The organism is Streptosporangium subroseum (assembly GCF_900188345.1).
In the GTDB taxonomy this organism is placed as follows: domain Bacteria; phylum Actinomycetota; class Actinomycetes; order Streptosporangiales; family Streptosporangiaceae; genus Streptosporangium; species Streptosporangium subroseum.
In genome coordinates this window covers 277,551-293,554 of sequence record NZ_FZOD01000004.1, presented here as the reverse complement: position 1 = coordinate 293,554, position 16,004 = coordinate 277,551, and the positions used below count along the sequence as shown (strand labels likewise).

Annotated in this window: 15 protein-coding genes; 10 read left to right on the top strand and 5 right to left on the bottom strand. The window is 71.7% G+C overall.

Annotation, left to right across the window (positions count from 1 at the left end; genetic code table 11):
• The first annotated feature begins 50 nt into the window (after positions 1 to 50).
• Positions 51 to 872 carry a LytR/AlgR family response regulator transcription factor gene (locus tag CHC08_RS06510; RefSeq protein WP_089206228.1) on the top strand — a complete coding sequence of 274 codons (822 nt, stop codon included), beginning with the start codon at positions 51 to 53 and terminating at the stop codon, positions 870 to 872.
• A gap of 1,083 nt (positions 873 to 1,955) precedes the next feature.
• Here CHC08_RS06510 and CHC08_RS06505 read toward each other — a convergent pair.
• A complete protein-coding gene (locus CHC08_RS06505) occupies positions 1,956 to 2,795 on the bottom strand; it encodes a deoxyribonuclease IV (RefSeq protein ID WP_089206227.1) in 840 nt (279 codons plus the stop codon).
• 197 nt (positions 2,796 to 2,992) lie between these two features.
• Between CHC08_RS06505 and uraD the strand changes: the two genes are divergently transcribed.
• From uraD to alc, 9 genes are all read left to right on the top strand, one after another.
• Positions 2,993 to 3,619 carry a 2-oxo-4-hydroxy-4-carboxy-5-ureidoimidazoline decarboxylase gene (uraD, locus tag CHC08_RS06500; RefSeq protein WP_089206226.1) on the top strand — a complete coding sequence of 209 codons (627 nt, stop codon included), beginning with the start codon at positions 2,993 to 2,995 and terminating at the stop codon, positions 3,617 to 3,619.
• On the top strand, positions 3,616 to 3,927 hold the full coding sequence (uraH, locus tag CHC08_RS06495) for a hydroxyisourate hydrolase (RefSeq protein ID WP_089206225.1): 312 nt from the start codon (positions 3,616 to 3,618) through the stop codon (positions 3,925 to 3,927). Before uraD ends, uraH begins: the two co-directional genes overlap by 4 nt.
• 54 nt (positions 3,928 to 3,981) lie before the next feature.
• Positions 3,982 to 4,878 (top strand): factor-independent urate hydroxylase, encoded by an 897-nt coding sequence (gene pucL / locus CHC08_RS06490; protein WP_089206224.1) that lies wholly within the window; start codon positions 3,982 to 3,984, stop codon positions 4,876 to 4,878.
• Between the two features lie 2 nt (positions 4,879 to 4,880).
• Positions 4,881 to 5,756 (top strand): FAD binding domain-containing protein, encoded by an 876-nt coding sequence (locus CHC08_RS06485; RefSeq protein WP_089206223.1) that lies wholly within the window; start codon positions 4,881 to 4,883, stop codon positions 5,754 to 5,756.
• Positions 5,756 to 6,229 carry a (2Fe-2S)-binding protein gene (locus CHC08_RS06480; RefSeq protein WP_089206222.1) on the top strand — a complete coding sequence of 158 codons (474 nt, stop codon included), beginning with the start codon at positions 5,756 to 5,758 and terminating at the stop codon, positions 6,227 to 6,229. Before CHC08_RS06485 ends, CHC08_RS06480 begins: the two co-directional genes overlap by 1 nt.
• Complete coding sequence (locus CHC08_RS06475) at positions 6,226 to 7,614, top strand: 8-oxoguanine deaminase (RefSeq protein ID WP_179281910.1); 1,389 nt, start codon at positions 6,226 to 6,228, stop codon at positions 7,612 to 7,614. The genes CHC08_RS06480 and CHC08_RS06475 overlap by 4 nt, the downstream gene beginning before the upstream one ends.
• Positions 7,615 to 7,861: 247 nt before the next feature.
• Complete coding sequence (locus CHC08_RS06470) at positions 7,862 to 9,064, top strand: glycerate kinase (protein WP_245878169.1); 1,203 nt, start codon at positions 7,862 to 7,864, stop codon at positions 9,062 to 9,064.
• Between the two features lie 20 nt (positions 9,065 to 9,084).
• Complete coding sequence (allB, locus tag CHC08_RS06465) at positions 9,085 to 10,395, top strand: allantoinase AllB (RefSeq protein ID WP_089206287.1); 1,311 nt, start codon at positions 9,085 to 9,087, stop codon at positions 10,393 to 10,395.
• A 43-nt stretch (positions 10,396 to 10,438) separates the two neighbouring features.
• The gene (gene alc / locus CHC08_RS06460; RefSeq protein ID WP_089206220.1) at positions 10,439 to 11,392 is read left to right on the top strand and encodes an allantoicase; all 954 of its coding nucleotides are present in this window, start codon (positions 10,439 to 10,441) and stop codon (positions 11,390 to 11,392) included.
• 66 nt (positions 11,393 to 11,458) lie between these two features.
• On the opposite strand, the gene pknB is transcribed toward alc, so the two are convergent.
• The 4 genes from pknB to thiO form a co-directional block, all read right to left on the bottom strand.
• Positions 11,459 to 13,399, bottom strand: a complete 1,941-nt coding sequence (pknB, locus tag CHC08_RS06455; protein ID WP_089206219.1) for a Stk1 family PASTA domain-containing Ser/Thr kinase — start codon at positions 13,397 to 13,399, stop codon at positions 11,459 to 11,461.
• Positions 13,400 to 13,474: 75 nt separating this feature from the next.
• Positions 13,475 to 14,233, bottom strand: coding sequence for a thiazole synthase (locus CHC08_RS06450; protein ID WP_089206286.1), 759 nt, complete (start codon positions 14,231 to 14,233; stop codon positions 13,475 to 13,477).
• A 50-nt stretch (positions 14,234 to 14,283) separates the two neighbouring features.
• Positions 14,284 to 14,484 (bottom strand): sulfur carrier protein ThiS, encoded by a 201-nt coding sequence (gene thiS / locus CHC08_RS06445; protein ID WP_089206218.1) that lies wholly within the window; start codon positions 14,482 to 14,484, stop codon positions 14,284 to 14,286.
• Entirely contained in the window at positions 14,481 to 15,653 is a 1,173-nt protein-coding gene (gene thiO, locus CHC08_RS06440) for a glycine oxidase ThiO (protein ID WP_089206217.1), read from the bottom strand. Before thiO ends, thiS begins: the two co-directional genes overlap by 4 nt.
• Positions 15,654 to 16,004: the final 351 nt, after the last annotated feature.

Sequence of the window (16,004 nt, the reverse complement as noted above, 5' to 3'; positions counted from 1 at the left end):
AGTTGCCATGCGGCTTGCGGTGGAAGTGGTTCAGGGGGCAGCGTGGGGTCATGTTGCGAGTCCTGGCCGTTGACGATGAGGTTCCCGCCCTGGAGGAGATCGCCTACCTCCTCCGCCAGGACCCCCGGATCGAGCACGTGTCCACCGCTCCCGGCGGCGTCACGGCGCTCCAGGACATGGTTCAGATGATCGGGACCGGGGAGCGGCTCGACGGGGTCTTCCTCGATATCCGCATGCCCGGCCTCGACGGTCTCGACCTGGCCCGGCTCATCGGTGGCTTCCCCAACCCGCCCCGGCTGGTGTTCGTCACCGCCCACGAGGAGTGCGCCGTCCAGGCCTTCGAGCTGGAGGCGGTGGACTACCTGCTCAAGCCGGTCCGGGCCGACCGGCTGGCGGAGGCCGTGCGGCGCCTGGAGTCCGCGATACCGGCGGCGGCCGACTCGGCCCCGGAGGACGTCATCCCGGTCGAGCTCGCCGGACGGACCAGGTTCGTGCCCCAGCAGGCGGTCTGGTTCGCCGAGGCGAAGGGCGACTACGTACGGCTGCACACCGTGGAGGGCAGCTATCTGGTGCGCATGCCACTGGCCGCTCTGGAGCGGCGCTGGGCCGGGTCCGGCTTCATCCGGGTGCATCGCAGCACGCTGGTCTCGGTGCGGCACGTGAGCGAGCTGCGTTTCGACGGCGGCCGGGTGATGCTGCGCGTGGGCACCGAGACGCTGCCGGTCAGCCGGCGCCACACCCGTGAGGTCCGTGAGCAGCTCGTCCGTCAGCTCCGGGATCGGCCGCTGGCCTCCATCGCGGTCAAGGGCCGGCCGCTGCCGTCCTCCGCCATGGCCAAGGACTGGCAGCTGCCCTCCGGTGCGACCAGATAGAACGCCGGCCGGCACGATCGCCGGGCGGTCGCGACGTCGTGGCCGCGCCGGTCATGTCCGTGGCCTTCCACCTCTCGCCGCCCGCGCCGGGCCCCGCGGCCGGTCCTTCCGTCTTCTCACCCTCGTATCCGGGTCCCCGTGGTTTGCGGCCGATCCATCCCCCGGCACGCCCCCGGCCCGGCCGCGGGCCGACCTTGACGCCGCCGTCCCGCACGCGCTGCGCCGTCCCGTACGCGTCGCGTCGCGCCGTCCGCCGTTCCGCATGCGCTGCGCCGCGCCGTCCCGCACGCGGCGCGCCGCCTGCCGTTCGGCGCACATCCGCACTCACGGTGGTGGCATCGCCGGGAGCGCCCCGCCGGGGCTCGCCGTGGTCATCGCCGGAAAACGCGTTTCCCGGAAGACGGAACCTCTCCGGGGAGCCCGAAAACACATCCCCCGGAAGAGGGAACACATCCCGGGGGCCGGAAAACACATCCTCCAAGAGTCGGAACCCACATCCTGGAAGCAGGAACACACATCCCTCGGGAGTCCGCAAGCCCATGAATCGACCGTTCGTCGTTCGTGGACGACCGTTCGTCGTGTCGATACCTTCCGTACATCGACGGCTACACACCGTTAAACGCGCTGGCCAAAAAGCAGGACTCACTCTTCTGAGTGCCCCTCTAGTGTTCCCTCATCGGAGAGCGAGACCCGCCACATCGGGGGGACAGAGCCGAAAGGCTCGCAAAAGACCTGATGTGCGGGAAATTCGGGTGAACGTCGACATATAGTCACCCGGCTGCTGGGTCCCTGACCGGGGGGTAGGGCCCACCGATCTCCGGTGTGACGGGACGCCTGTGCTAGCCCACGGGCCGGACCGTGATCCGGCCACACGGGGGCGGCCGGATCGCGAAGATGGGCGTCCCGTCTCGCCCGCTGACCGTCCGGCCCAGGTCAGCGGGCAGTCAGTCGATGACAGCCGACGGACTGCCGATGACGGGGCCGCGGCCGGCGAATCCGGCCCGACGGTCATTGCTCGACACCGGCGGGCGGAACCCCCGGATGGCGGGCCGCGGTCCGCCATCCGGCCCGGTGATCCGGGCTTCAGTCGTCGCGGAGCTTCTTCAGCAGTTCGATGTCCTCGCGGTGCTTCTCCGCGCCGCCCGGCGTCTCGATGCAGATCGACACCCCCGCGACCACCGGGTGGCGCATCATGTCGGCGAAGGGCCGCATCCCGATGTGACCCGAGCCGATGTTCTCGTGCCGATCCTTCTTGGAGTCGCACACGTCCTTGGAGTCGTTGGCATGGACCAGCTTGAGCCGTCCCGGGGCGATCGCGTGCAGGGCGTCGAAGGTCTCCTTGACGCCCTCGGGCGTCGACAGGTCGTGGCCCGCGGCGAAGGCATGGCAGGTGTCCAGGCAGATGCCCGCCTTCGGGTGCCAGTCGAGGGCGGCCAGGTAGGGCTCCAGATCATGGACGGTCGCGCAGAGCATCGCTCCCTGCCCGGCCATCGGCTCCAGCAGCAGGTCCGGGCCGTCCTCGGGGATCTCCTCAAGGAGCGGCAGGAGATGCTCGTGCAACTGGCGCAGGGCGTCGTCGCGGTGTTGGGTGACCGCCGATCCGGTGTGGATCACCAGGCCCTTGGCGCCGATCGCGTGGGCGCGCAGCAGGCCGTGTCGCACGGTGGCGACCGATTTCTCCAGGGTGTCGGCGCTGGGAGAACCCAGGTTGACGAGATACGGCGCGTGCACGAAGGACAGCATGCCGGACTCGCGCAGCTCCGCGTCCTGGGCGGGGTTGCCGACGGCGAGCGCCCAGCCGCGCGGGTTGGTGACGAACACCTGGATCATCTCGGCGCCGATGTCCGAGGCGTATCGCAGGCCGCCCTTGGCCAGGCCGCCGGTGACGGAGACGTGTCCGCCGATAGGGGAGAGAGGAGTCATGGTGACATCAAGCTTAGGCCTTGACCCCGACCGTTTTCCGGACCCCGCGCGGTGGGGGCGGGCGTGTCCGGGGCCGCCGGGCACACCGATCGGCCCGAACGAGTTACACCATCAGGAATCCGGATCAGCTACGCCACAGGGAAAAAGTCACCGCGATTTGCTGGACCGCGCATGGTGGTGGTGTATGTACTGCTCACATGCCGAATGTGAACTCCGCGCCGCCGGTGGCGGGGCTGGCCGGATTCAACGCGCTGAGCGCGGCCGAGGCCGAGGCCGAGCTGCTGACCTGCTGCGCGTCCCGGGCCTTCGCCCGTGAGGTGACCGCGCTGCGCCCCTACCGCGATCTCGACCTGCTGGCCGGGGCGGCGGAGGCCGCCGTGCGGGATCTGGAGTGGTCCGGCGTGCGCGAGGCGCTGGCCGCCCATCCCCGGATCGGCGAGTCCCGTAAGGGCGGGCCGTCGCCGGGGGCCGACCGGGCCTCCCCCGCGGACTCCGGCGAGTCGTCCGGCGGCGAGGGCCCGGCGGCCTCCCGGGAGCCCGGCCGCTCCGGCAGGGAGTCGGGCTGGTCGCGTCAGGAGCAGTCCGGGGTGGGCGCGGCCGGACGGGAGGTCCTGGAGGAACTGGCCGAGGGCAACCGCGCCTACGAGGAGCGGTTCGGCCACGTCTATCTCATCTGCGCCACGGGCCTGTCGGCCGAGGAGATGCTGGCCCGTCTCCGGGGGCGGCTGGGCAACGACGAGGAGACGGAGCGGGACGTCGTCAGGGCCGAGCTCGCCAAGATCACGCGGCTGCGGCTGGCGAAGCTGCTGGGAGGCGCCGCGTGAGCCTGTCCACGCACGTGCTGGACGCCGCCCTGGGCAGGCCCGCGGCGGGCGTCGCCGTACGCCTGGAGAAGGACGGCCAGGTGCTCGCCGAGGGGGTCACCGACGCCGACGGCCGGATCGGGGGCTGGACGTGCGGGGCCGGCGCGCATCGGATCGTCTTCGACACCGGCGCCTACTTCGCCGCCCGCGCGGTGGACGCCTTCTACCCCCGGGTCTCGATCGACTTCACGGTCGTGGACCCGGCTGAGCACCACCACGTGCCCCTGCTGCTCAGCCCGTTCGCCTACTCGACCTATCGAGGGAGCTAGCTTGACCTCCTCTCCACGGCCGAAGCCCGGGGGCTCCACACCGGAAGGATTGAGATGACCGTCATTCTCGGCCCAAACCGCTACGGCAAGGCGGAGACCCGCCTGGTCCGCGTCGTCAGGGACGGCGTCGTCCACCACATCAAGGACGTCACCGTCAGCTCGGCGCTCTCCGGCGACATGGAGGACGTCCACCTCACCGGTGACAACGCCTCGGTCCTGACCACGGACACGCAGAAGAACACCGTCTACGCCTTCGCCAGGAAACACGGCGTGGCCGAGATCGAGGACTTCGCGATCCTGCTGGCCCGCCACTACGTGGAGTCCCAGCCCACCGTCCACCACGCCCGCGTGGAGATCGAGGAATACTTCTGGGACCGGATCCCGGTGGCGGACGACTCCGCGCCGGGGGCCGACGGCAAGCGGCACTCCTTCGTCCGCTCCGGCCGTGAGGTGCGCACCTGCCTGGTCCACCACGACGCCGACGGCACCACCACCGTGGTCTCCGGGCTGAAGGACCTGGTGGTGCTCAACTCGACGGACTCGGAGTTCTCCGGCTACATCCAGGACGAGTACACCACCCTTCCGCCCACCCGGGACCGCGTCCTCGCCACCGCGGTGTCGGCTCGCTGGCGGCACCTTTCCGAGGCGTCCCCGTACGGGGAGTCATACGCTGAAGTGCGCGGATGCCTTCTCGGGGCGTTCGCCGAGACCTACAGCCTGTCGTTGCAGCAGACGCTCTACGCGATGGGCGAGCGGGTGCTGAACACCCGCGAGGAACTCTGCGAGGTGCGCCTGGCGATGCCGAACAAGCACCACTTCCTGGTGGATCTCACGCCGTTCGGGCTGGACAACCCGGACGAGGTGTTCTATGCCGCCGACCGTCCCTACGGGCTGATCGAGGGCACCGTGCTCCGCGACGACGCCCCCGCCGCCCTTTTCGCCTGGGAGTGACGATGGATTTCCTGCGACCCGCCACGTGGGCGGAGGCGCTGGCCGCCAAGGCGGACCGGCCGGAGGTGGTGCCCATCCAGGGCGGCACCGACATGATGGTCGAGCTCAACTTCGACGTGCGCCGACCGGCCGGGCTGCTCGACCTGAACCGGGTCGCCGAGCTCTCCGAGTGGAGTTCGGAGCCTGACGGCAGACTCCGGGTCGGCGCGGGCGTGTCGTACGCCCGGCTGATCTCCGAGCTGGGAGACCGGCTCCCCGGCCTCGCGCAGGCCTCCCGCACGGTCGGCTCGCCGCAGATCCGCAACCGGGGCACGGTCGGCGGCAACCTCGGCGCGGCCTCGCCCGCGGGGGACAGCCACCCGCCGCTGCTCGCCACCGGCGCGGTCGTCGAGGTCGAGTCCGCCGGCGGGGGAGTGCGGATGATCCCCGCCGCCGAGTTCTACCTCGGGGTCAAGCGCAGCGCCCTGGAGCCCGACGAGCTGATCCGGGCGTTCTGGATGAGCCCGGCGAGCGGCCCCCAGTACTTCTCCAAGGTCGGCACCCGCAACGCCATGGTGATCGCGGTCTGCTCGTTCGCGATCGCGCTCCACCCCGGCGAGCGCCGGGTGGGCACCGGTATCGGCTCGGCCGCCCCGACCCCCCGCCGCGCCGTCGCGGCGGAGGAGTTCCTCGCCGCCGAGCTGGACTGGGAGGCGCGGCTCGACCCCGCCGTGCTCGGGCGTTTCGGGGAGCTGGCCTCCGAGGCCGCCTCGCCGATCGACGACGTGCGCGGCACCGCCGAGTACCGGCGTCACGCCATCGCGGTGATGGCGCGGCGCACCCTCACGTGGGCATGGAACGAGTTCCGTTCGGGACACTTCGAGAGGAGAGCCGGCTGATGCGTCTCACCTTCACCGTCAACGGCCGCCAGGAGACCGCCGACGACGTCTGGGAGGGCGAGAGCCTCCTGTACGTCCTGCGCGAGCGGGTGGGCCTGCCGGGCTCCAAGAACGCGTGCGAGCAGGGCGAGTGCGGCTCCTGCACCGTCTACCTCGACGGCATCACCGTCTGCGCCTGCCTGGTCGCGGCCGGCCAGGCAGAGGGCCGGGAGATCCGCACCGTCGAGGGCCTCGCCGACGGCGACCGGCTCGACGCGGTCCAGGAGGCCTTCGTCGAGTGCGGCGCCGTCCAGTGCGGTTTCTGCACGCCCGGGCTCGTCGTCCAGGCCCACGACCTGATCGAACGGATCCCGCGGCCGTCCGACGCGGAGATCCGCGAGGCCCTGGCGGGCAACCTGTGCCGGTGCACCGGCTACGAGAAGATCCTCGACGCCGTACGGCTCGCCGCGACACGCAAGGCAGGCATCAGATGAGCGCCATCCTGATCGAGAACGTCCACATCGCCCCGGTCGTGGGCGAGGAGATCCCCTCCGGGCACATCCACGTCGAGGGCGACAGGATCGTGGCGCTCGGCGCGGGGCCCGCCCCCGTCGTGGCGGGCGCCACCCGGATCGACGGGACCGGCTGCCTGGCCACCCCCGGCCTGGTGAACACCCACCACCACCTCTACCAGTGGGCCTCCCAGGGGCTGGCCCAGGACGCCACCCTGTTCGAGTGGCTGACGGCGCTGTACGACGTGTGGGCCGCCATGGACGCCGAGGTCGTCAGGGGCGCGGCGGGCGCGGGCCTGGGCTACCTCGCGCTGTCCGGCTGCACCACCTCCAGCGACCACCACTACATCTTCCCGAAGGGACGCGGCGACCTGTTCGCCGCGGAGATCGAGGCGGCCGGGGAGATCGGCCTCCGCTTCCACCCCGCCAGGGGCTCGATGGACCGGGGCAGGTCACAGGGCGGCCTGCCGCCGGACGTCGTGGTCGAGCGGCTCGACGAGATCCTCGACGCGACGGCGGAGGCCGTCGACACCTACCACGACCCGTCCTTCTCCTCCAAGCTGCGCGTCGCGGTCGCCCCCTGCTCGCCGTTCAGCGTCAGCGCCGACCTGATGACCCAGGCCGCAGCGCTCGCCAGGTCCAAGGGCGTGCGCCTGCACACGCACCTCGCCGAGACCCTCGACGAGGAGGAGCACTGCCTGGAGCAGTTCGGCCTGCGCCCGGTCGACTACATGGAGAAGCTCGGCTGGCTCGGCCCGGACGTGTGGTTCGCCCACGCCGTTCACCTGAGCGACGGCGACATCGACAAGTTCGTCCAGACCGGCACCGGTTCCGCGCACTGCCCTAGCTCCAACGGCCGCCTCGGCGCGGGCATCGCCAGGGTCTCCGACATGCTCAGCCGGGGCGCGGTCGTCGGCCTCGGGGTGGACGGCAGCGCCTCCGCCGAGCTGACCTCGCTCTCCGGCGAGATGCGGCAGGCGCTGCTGTTCCAGCGGGCCAGGTACGGGCCCACCGCGCTCACCGCCCGCCAGGCCCTGGAGCTCGCCACCCTCGGCGGTGCGAAGAACCTGGGCCGCCAGGAGGAGCTCGGCTCCCTGGAGGCCGGCAAGCTCGCCGACATCGCCCTCTGGAGGACCGACGGCGCCTTCGCCTCGGCCGTCGTCGACCCGGTCTGCACCCTGGTCTTCGGCTCCCGGCAGCCGCCGCTGGCCCGGCTCCTGGTGGGTGGCGAGACCATCGTCGAGGACGACGAGCTGCGCACGGTCGCCCAGGACGAGCTCGGCCGCGCGGGGGGCCTTGCGCACCGCCGCCTCATGCGCCTGGCCGCGGAGCGGGGCTTCATCGCCGGTGAGGAGGCCGGTTCCTGATCGGCCTCGGGACGTCGATCCCCCGCGGGTTCGCCGTCGGTGGCCGGCAGGGGCGCAGGGCGGCAGGCGGCCGTGGAATCCGGCCGTGGACGGGGCCGGGGCGTTCAACCCCGTTCCCGGGCAAGTGTGATGATGGTTCTCCATCTCGCCGGGTTCCGGCACCCGCCCCCGCCCACTCGTATCGTGCGGGAACGGATGCCCGCCCGTCCTTCATCAGGGAGCAGCGTTGTCTGAGTTGTCAGGACATATCGTGATCGCACCGGACAAGTTCAGGGGATCGCTGACCGCCGCCGAGGTCGTCGCCCGGGTGGCCGCGGGTCTCGGCCCCGGCGTCACCACCGTCGCGCTGCCGGTGGCGGACGGCGGCGACGGGACCGTGGACGCGGTCGTGGCCAGCGGGTTCACCCGTGTCGAGGTCGAGGTCGCCGGTCCGGTGGGGGAGCCGGTCCAGGCCTCCTACGCCTGGCGGGACGCCTCTGCCGGAGGAGACGTGGCGACGGCGGTCGTCGAGCTGGCGGAGGCCTCGGGGCTGCGGCGGCTGCCGGCCGCCGAGGGGGCGTCCGCCGGGACGGACTCGCCCGCACGCGGCGACGTCAAGCTCGCGGCGCTCACCGCGACCAGCTACGGCACCGGCGAGCTGATCGCCCATGCCGTACGGCGGGGCGCCGGGCGGGTCGTGCTCGGGCTCGGCGGCAGCGCCTCCACCGACGGCGGCGCCGGCATGATGCAGGCGCTCGGCGTCCGCTTCCTGGACGCGGAGGGACAGGAGCTGCCGTTCGGCGGGGCCGCCCTCCGTGATCTCGAAAAGATCGATACCTCGGGGCTCGTCGAGATCGGCGGCGTCGAGTTCGTCGTCGCGGGCGACGTGGACAACCCGCTGCTCGGCCCGCACGGCGCCGCCGCCGTGTACGGCCCGCAGAAGGGTGCGAGTCCCGAGGACGTGAAGCTGCTCGACGCGGCCCTCGCCAGGCTCGCCGCCGTCGCCGCGCACACCCACGGCCTGGTCGGCGCCATCGAGCACGACGGCGTGGTCCGTTCGATGGGCGTGGCCGCCCAGCCGGGCGCGGGCGCCGCCGGAGGGGTGGGTTTCGCCGCGCTGGCCTTCCTGGCGGCCGACTTCCGCCCGGGCATCGGGTATCTCCTCGACCTGCTCGGCTTCCACGACCTGCTCCGGGGCGCCCGCCTGGTCATCACCGGCGAGGGCTCGCTGGATGAGCAGACCCTGCGCGGCAAGGCGCCGGCCGGGGTCGCGGCCGCCGCCGCCAAGGCCGGGATACCGGTCGTCGCGGTCTGTGGCCGCAGGACCCTCGGGGACGACGAGCTGAACGCGGCGGGCATCACGGCCGCCTACGCGCTCACCGACATCGAGCCCGACCCGGCCGCGTGCATGTCCGACGCGGGCCCGCTGCTGGAGCGGCTCGCGCAGAGGGTCGCGAAGGATCACCTTTGAGCCTGGAGGACGGCGACGTGATGGATCTGGTCATCCGCTCCCGCCGGGCCGTGCTGCCCGGCGGGGAGGGCCCGGCGGCGGTCGCCGTACGGGACGGGAGGATCGCCGGCCTGCACGCCTACGACGCGCCCCTCGCCGCCGCCGAGCAGGTCGATCTCGGCGGCGTCGCGCTGCTGCCCGGTCTCGTGGACACCCACGTGCACGTCAACGAGCCGGGCCGGACCCACTGGGAGGGCTTCGCCTCCGCCACCCGGGCGGCGGCGGCGGGCGGCGTGACCACAATCGTGGACATGCCGCTCAACTCGCTGCCGCCGACGGTGAACGTGGACGCGCTGGCCGAGAAGAGGAGGGCCGCGGCCGGGCAGTGCCTGGTGGACGTCGGCTTCTGGGGCGGTGCGATCCCCGGAAACCTCAAGGATCTGAGGCCGCTGCACGAGGCGGGCGTCCGGGGGTTCAAGTGCTTCCTGTCGCCCTCGGGCGTCGAGGAGTTCCCGCCGCTGACCCCGGGCGAGCTGCGGGCCGCCATGGTGGAGATCGCCTCCTTCGACGGCCTGCTGGTCGTCCACGCCGAGGACCCCGCGCTGCTCGGCGACCCGGCCGGACCGGGATACCGGGAGTTCCTCGACTCCAGGCCGGGGGAGTCCGAGCGCCGGGCGGTCGAACGGGTCGCCGCGCTGGCGGGGGAGACCGGCGTGCGGGCGCACATCCTGCACGTGTCGTCCGCGCTCTGCCTCCAGCCGCTGGCCAGGGCGCGGGAGGAGGGCGTCAGGATCACCGCGGAGACCTGCCCGCACTACCTCACGTTGATGGCCGAGGAGATACCGCAGGGCGCGACCCAGTTCAAGTGCTGCCCGCCGATCCGATCCTCGGCCAACCGCGACGAGCTCTGGCGAGGCCTCGCCGACGGGGTGCTGAGCTGCGTCGTCTCCGACCACTCACCGTCCACCCCCGATCTGAAGGTGCCCGACTTCGCCGCGGCGTGGGGCGGGATCTCCTCCCTTCAGCTCGGCCTGACGGCCGTCTGGACCGAGGCCTCGCGGCGCGGGCACACCCTGGAGGAGATCGTCCGGTGGATGGCCGGGAATCCGGCCGCGCTGGCAGGTCTCCACGGCAAGGGCGTCATCGCCGTGGGCGCCGACGCCGATCTGGTCGCCTTCGACGCCGATGCCGCTCACACCGTGGACGTGTCCTCCCTTCACCACAAGAACCCGGTCACGCCGTATCACGGCAGGACGCTCACGGGGGTGGTCCGCACCACCTGGCTGCGCGGCCGGGTCGTCAACCCGGCGGTGGGCCCGGCCGCGGAGGGCCCGCCGGGAAACCTCCTCTGACCGCTCCGGTCCCGGAGCCCGTTCCACCTAGAAAGGGTTTTCCATGAGTGAGTTCACCGCCCTGCCCGACCTCGCCCTGCGATCTCTCGGCGGTTCGGTCATCGCAGCCAACGACGAGTCCTTCGCCGAGCGGGAGAGCCTGATCCGGCCCGGCCGTCCCGGCTTCCAGCCGCACACCTTCGGGGCCAAGGGCCAGGTCTACGACGGCTGGGAGACGCGGAGGCGGCGCGAGCCCGGCCACGACTGGGCACTGGTCCGGCTCGGCCTGCCCGGCGTGATCCGCGGCATCGTGATCGACACCGCCTGGTTCAGGGGCAACTACCCGCCCCACGCCTCCGTCGAGGCGGTCGCGATGGAGGGTTACCCCACGGTCGCCGAGCTGGAGGCCGCCGACTGGACGGAGATCGTGCCCAAGAGTGAGATCAAGGGCGACGCCGAGCACTTCTTCGAGGTGGCCGACGAGCGCCGCTACACGCACGTCCGGCTGAACATCTTCCCCGACGGCGGCGTCGCCCGCCTGCGGGTGCACGGCGAGGTCAGGCCCGACCTGGCGCTCTACGACGGTCTCAGCCTGGACCTGGCGGCGCTGGAGAACGGCGCGCTGGTCACCGCCTGCTCCAACCAGTTCTACTCCTCGCCCAACAACGTCCTGGCCCCCGGTCTCGCCCGCCACCAGGCCGAGGGCTGGGAGACCGCCCGCCGCCGCGACGGGGGCAACGACTGGCTGGTGATCCGCCTCGCGGGCGCCGGGGTCATCAGGCTCGCCGAGATCGACACGACCAACCTGCTGTTCAACGCCCCCGGCGCGGTCTCGATCGAGGGCACCGCGGACGGGACCACGTGGTTCGGGCTGCTGCCCAGGACGCGCCTGCAGCCCGACACCCCGCACCGCTTCCGCATCGGGGACGCCCCCGCGGTCACCCACGTCAGGGTGGACATCCACCCCGACGGCGGTCTCGCCCGCATCCGCCTGCACGGCTCCCTGAGCGAGAGCTGACCCCCGCTCCCGGGGCCCGGCTCACCGGGCTCACTCGGCTCACTCGGCTCACCGGGCTCACCGGGCTCACTGCCAGAGGGTCGCCTCGGTGCCGGGCGGAACCTGCTGTCCGGCCTGCGGAATCTGGGCCAGAACCCTTCCCCGGCCCAGGCCCCTTTTCACCTTCACCTTGAATCCCGCGGCCTGCAGCTCGCCTCTGGCCGCCTGGATGTCCTTGAACAGCACGTTCGGCACGACAACGACGACGCCGCCGTCCGTGGCGTTCTCGCCGTTGTTCTCCCACGGCCAGTGCCATTCGGGGTTGGTGCACTGTGACAGGGTCAGCCGGATGGCGGCGCCCTTGTCGATCTCCGCGTTCGGCTGCGGGTCCTGGGCGATGACCGTGCACGGCTGGGCGGCATCGGTCTGCTCGACGAATTCGGGGACGAACCCGCCGCTGCGCGCCGCGCCGTCGGCCTGGTCGCGGGGCATGCCCTTGAAGTCGGGGGTGAGCAGGCCCGCACTCATGATCAGACCGACCTTGCTGCCCTCCTTGACCAGGTTTCCCACGGCCGGGCTGCTCCGCATCACCTGGCCACGCGGCACGGTCTCGCTGGCCTGCTTCTTGACGGCGTTGACGACGAGCCCGGCCTCGGCCAGTTTGCTCCTGGCCTCCGCCTCGCTGATGCCCACGGTGTTCGGCACGGCGATCCGCTTGGGGCCCGCGGAGGCGATGAGGACCAGCTTGGGGTTCTCGTCGGTCATCTCGACGCCCCCGGCGGGTTCTGTCCGCAACACGTTGCCCTTGGCCATCTTCTCGTCGTTCTCCGCCTTGCCGGCCTCGACCTTGAAGCCAAGCCGCTCGGCCTCGCTCGTGGCGATCGTGATGTTCTTGCCCACCAGGTTCATGGGCACCTTGATGGAGTCGGTCTGGGAGGACAGCCAGGCGGTCACCCCGACCCCGGCCACCATCACCACGGCCAGCGCGATGAGGAACCAGAGCGGCCGAAACCTCGTCCGGGTCTTGGCCGGAGGCGGGGCCTGGCGGCCCGTGGCGGGACCGGTCAGCAGGTCGGTGCGGGGCTGGACCAGCGTGTGGTTGGCCGGCGCCGGCGGTGGCACCGTCAGACCGTGGCCCTGCGGCGGGCCGACCGGGGCGGACGGCACCGGGCCGCTCTCCCTGGGCAGCATCCGGTGCGCCTCGACGGCCGCGACCAGCAGCGCGGTGGCGTCCGCCGGACGTGACGCGGGGTCGCGGGCCGTCGCACGGGCCACCAGCGTGTCGAGCAGCGGAGAGGAGCCCGGCAGCAGGGCCGAGGGCAGGGGCACGGTGTCGTGCACGTGCCGGTAGGCCACCGACATCGGGGTCTCGCCCTCGTACGGCTGGCGGCCGGTGAGGAGCTCGAACAGCATGATTCCGGACGAGTAGACGTCGCTGCGGGCGTCGGTGGCGCCGGAGGTCACCTGCTCGGGCGACATGTAGCCGATGGTGCCGATCATGACGCCCGTGCGCGTCTGGTTGGTCGCCTCGATGGCCCGGGCCAGGCCGAAGTCCACGACCTTCACCCGGCCGTCATCGCTGAGCAGTACGTTCTCCGGTTTGACGTCCCGATGGACGAGCCCGGCCTGGTGCGCGGCGCCCAGCGCGGCGAGCACCGGGATCATGACTTCGAGGGCCTCGCGAGCGGGCAGCCTGCCCCGGTCGCGAAGCACGTCGCGCAGGGTGCGCCCCGGGACGTACTCCATCGAGAGATAGACGTTGTCGCCGTCGGTGCCCTGGTCGAAGACGTGCACCACGTTCGGGTGCGAGAGGCTCGCCACCGACTTGGCCTCGCCGATGAACCGCCGCACGAAGGAGGGATCCTCCGCGAGCGAGCGATGCATCACCTTCACGGCGACCGTGCGGTCGAGCCGGATGTCCAGGGCCAGATAGACGGTCGCCATGCCGCCCCGGGCGATCCGGGACTCAACGCGGTAACGCCCGTCGAGGAGTTTCCCGACGAGAGGGTCCGTAAACGTCGTGTCCACGAGCCCGAGTTTAAGGGCGGTTTGGCGTCCGCAGGATCCTTGTGTCGTAAACCGATGCCGAGACGTGGCGGTTTTCTATGGATTGAGGGGAGAAGAGGCTTCTGCGTACCGACGTCGGGGTATGCGCCCCGCCAACCGGGCCAGACGTCCCGCACCGACCGCCGAGCGCATGGCCTGCGCCATCAGGTCCGGACGCTGTGCCCTGGTCACCGCCGTGGCCAGCAGAACCGCGTCACAGCCGAGTTCCATCGCCAGTGCGGCGTCGCTGGCCGTACCGATCCCGGCGTCCAGGATCACCGGCACCTTCGCGAACTCCACGATGAGCTCGATGTTGTGCGGGTTGCGAATTCCCAATCCCGAACCGATCGGCGCGCCCAGCGGCATCACCGCGGCGCAGCCCACCGCCTCCAGCCTCCGCGCCAGAACCGGATCGTCACCGATGTACGGCAATACCACGAACCCGTCGGCGACCAGTCGCTCGGCCGCGTCGAAGGTCTCGATGGGATCGGGCAGCAGGGTGCGCTCGTCGGCGATGACCTCCAGCTTGACCCAGTTGGTCTCCAGGGCCTCCCTGGCCAGCCTGGCGGTCAGCACGGCCTCCCCGGCGGTGAAGCAGCCCGCGGTGTTCGGCAGGACCTTGATGTCGCGCTTGCGCAGCACGTCGAGCACCGAGCCTCGCGCCCCCGGGTCGAGCCGCCGCATCGCGACGGTGGTCAGCTCGGTCCCCGAGGCGGCGAGCGCCTGGTCCAGGATCTCCAGCGAGGGCGCGCCCCCGGTGCCCATGATCAACCGGGAGGAGAACCTCTCCCCACCGATCATGAAGTCGTCGTCCATGCCCACGCTGCCGATGTCGGCTGTGACGCCTATATCTGTCATCTGCTCCGTCATCCTCCCTGCACGGCGGTGAGCACCTCGACCCGGTCGGCCTCCACGAGCGCCGTGGAGTCCCAGGCCCCCCGCGAGACGACCTCGTCGTTCACCGCGACGGCCACGCCGCCGCTGACCCCGGTCAGCTTCTGTACGGCCTGCCTCACGGTGGCTCCCCGGGGCAGCTCGTGCGCGGTGCCGTTGATGGTCACGTTCATCTGGATCCTTCTGGCGTGGAAACCCCGGGCTCCGGCGTCGGGGATGTCGGCGGTGCCTCCTGGAAGCGGAGGGGCGAGCAGATCGCCGAGAGTCCCCGGTCGGCCTCGCCCGAGCAGAGGTCGGCGGTGAGCGGAGCGAGCAACACCCCGGCGCGATGGTGCCCGGTGGCCAGGGACAGGCCGGGCAGGGAGGTGGGACCGATCAGCGGCAGGTTGTCCGGGGTGCCGGGACGCAGCCCCGCGACCACGTCGGCGACCTCCAGCTCGGTCACGCCGGGGACGAGCTCCCGCGCGTCGCGCAGCAGCTCCCAGAGCCCTCCGGCGGTGACCCGGGTGTCGAAGCCCATCTCCTCCTGGGTCGCCCCGACGACCAGCTCTCCGTCGCCGCGAGGCACCAGGTAGACGTGCGAGCCGTGCACCACGCCGCGCACGCACCGCTGGAGGATCGGCGTGGGAGAGCGCAGCCGCATGATCTGGCCCTTGACCGGCCGCACCGGCGGCAGCACCTCGGGTGGCAGCCCCTCCAGCGCTCCCGACCAGACCCCGGCGGCCAGGATCACCCGGCCGGCCCCGACGGACTCGCCGGTCGCCAGCCGCACTCCGGTGACCGTCTCAGGAGAGGCCTCCAGCCCCGCCACACGGGAGCGGATCAGCGCGCAGCCCAGTCGCTCCAGCGCCGCCAGGAGAGCGCCCGTGACCCTCCTGGGGTCCACCCAGGCGTCCCCACCGGCCAGCAGGCCACCGCGGACGGACGGGGCGAGCATGGGCTCCAGGCGGCGGCACTCGCGGCCGGTGAGCCGCTGGGCGGGCAGCCCGAGCTTGCCGATGAAGGTGGCGAGCTCGTCCAGCGCCGCCAGGTCGTCGGAGTCGAAGGCCACGTCCAGCGTGCCGTCGGTGCGGTAGTCGAGGTCGTGGCCGCTGGCCACTTCGAGCTCGGCCGCGAACGCGGGCCATCTCTCGAGGGAGGCCAGACCCAGCTGGAGCAGGGGCTCCTCGGTGTAGGTGACCTCGCTGACCGGTGCGAGCATGCCCGCCGCCGCGTGCGAGGCCCCGGAGGCCGGTGCGGGATCCACCACCGCCACCCTCAGGCCGGAGGCGGCCGTGCGCCAGGCCACCGACAGCCCGATCACGCCCCCGCCGATGACGAGTACGTCGAAGTGGTCTGCCATACGTGCTCCGCTCCCTTCGCCGGCATGACCCGGATCAGGTTCGTGGCGGTCGAGGGCCCGCATGCGGTCGCGCTCGAATCCCTGCTCGCCCCGTGATGTGCGAAATCGCGCTTCGGGCACGCCGTGCCGTCTCTCGCGCACATCACCAGGATCGCCTGGGTCCTCGCGGCTCCGCAGCCCTCCTCTCAGCCCGGTGCGTCCCGGGCTCCCGCGCGTCTTATCCCTCCTACCTTAAGGGCTCCGACAACACATTCATCGCGCAAGATGTGAGCTAAATACCGTTTTCGTTATCAACGACCGTTGGTAGGAGGTTGGCTCGGCCACTTAGGGTCAGGAAGTGTGAATCATGTC

Bases quoted from the DNA above. Each gene is read 5' to 3' on its own strand.
- CHC08_RS06475 (WP_179281910.1), top strand. From the start codon at position 6,226: ATGAGCGCCATCCTGATCGAGAACGTCCACATCGCCCCGGTCGTGGGC.
- CHC08_RS06485 (WP_089206223.1), top strand. From the start codon at position 4,881: ATGGATTTCCTGCGACCCGCCACGTGGGCGGAGGCGCTGGCCGCCAAG.
- CHC08_RS06510 (WP_089206228.1), top strand. From the start codon at position 51: ATGTTGCGAGTCCTGGCCGTTGACGATGAGGTTCCCGCCCTGGAGGAG.
- thiS (WP_089206218.1), bottom strand. From the start codon at position 14,484: ATGAACGTGACCATCAACGGCACCGCGCACGAGCTGCCCCGGGGAGCC.
- thiO (WP_089206217.1), bottom strand. From the start codon at position 15,653: ATGGCAGACCACTTCGACGTACTCGTCATCGGCGGGGGCGTGATCGGG.
- CHC08_RS06505 (WP_089206227.1), bottom strand. From the start codon at position 2,795: ATGACTCCTCTCTCCCCTATCGGCGGACACGTCTCCGTCACCGGCGGC.
- pucL (WP_089206224.1), top strand. From the start codon at position 3,982: ATGACCGTCATTCTCGGCCCAAACCGCTACGGCAAGGCGGAGACCCGC.
- CHC08_RS06450 (WP_089206286.1), bottom strand. From the start codon at position 14,233: ATGGACGACGACTTCATGATCGGTGGGGAGAGGTTCTCCTCCCGGTTG.
- allB (WP_089206287.1), top strand. From the start codon at position 9,085: ATGGATCTGGTCATCCGCTCCCGCCGGGCCGTGCTGCCCGGCGGGGAG.
- alc (WP_089206220.1), top strand. From the start codon at position 10,439: ATGAGTGAGTTCACCGCCCTGCCCGACCTCGCCCTGCGATCTCTCGGC.
- uraD (WP_089206226.1), top strand. From the start codon at position 2,993: ATGCCGAATGTGAACTCCGCGCCGCCGGTGGCGGGGCTGGCCGGATTC.
- CHC08_RS06480 (WP_089206222.1), top strand. From the start codon at position 5,756: ATGCGTCTCACCTTCACCGTCAACGGCCGCCAGGAGACCGCCGACGAC.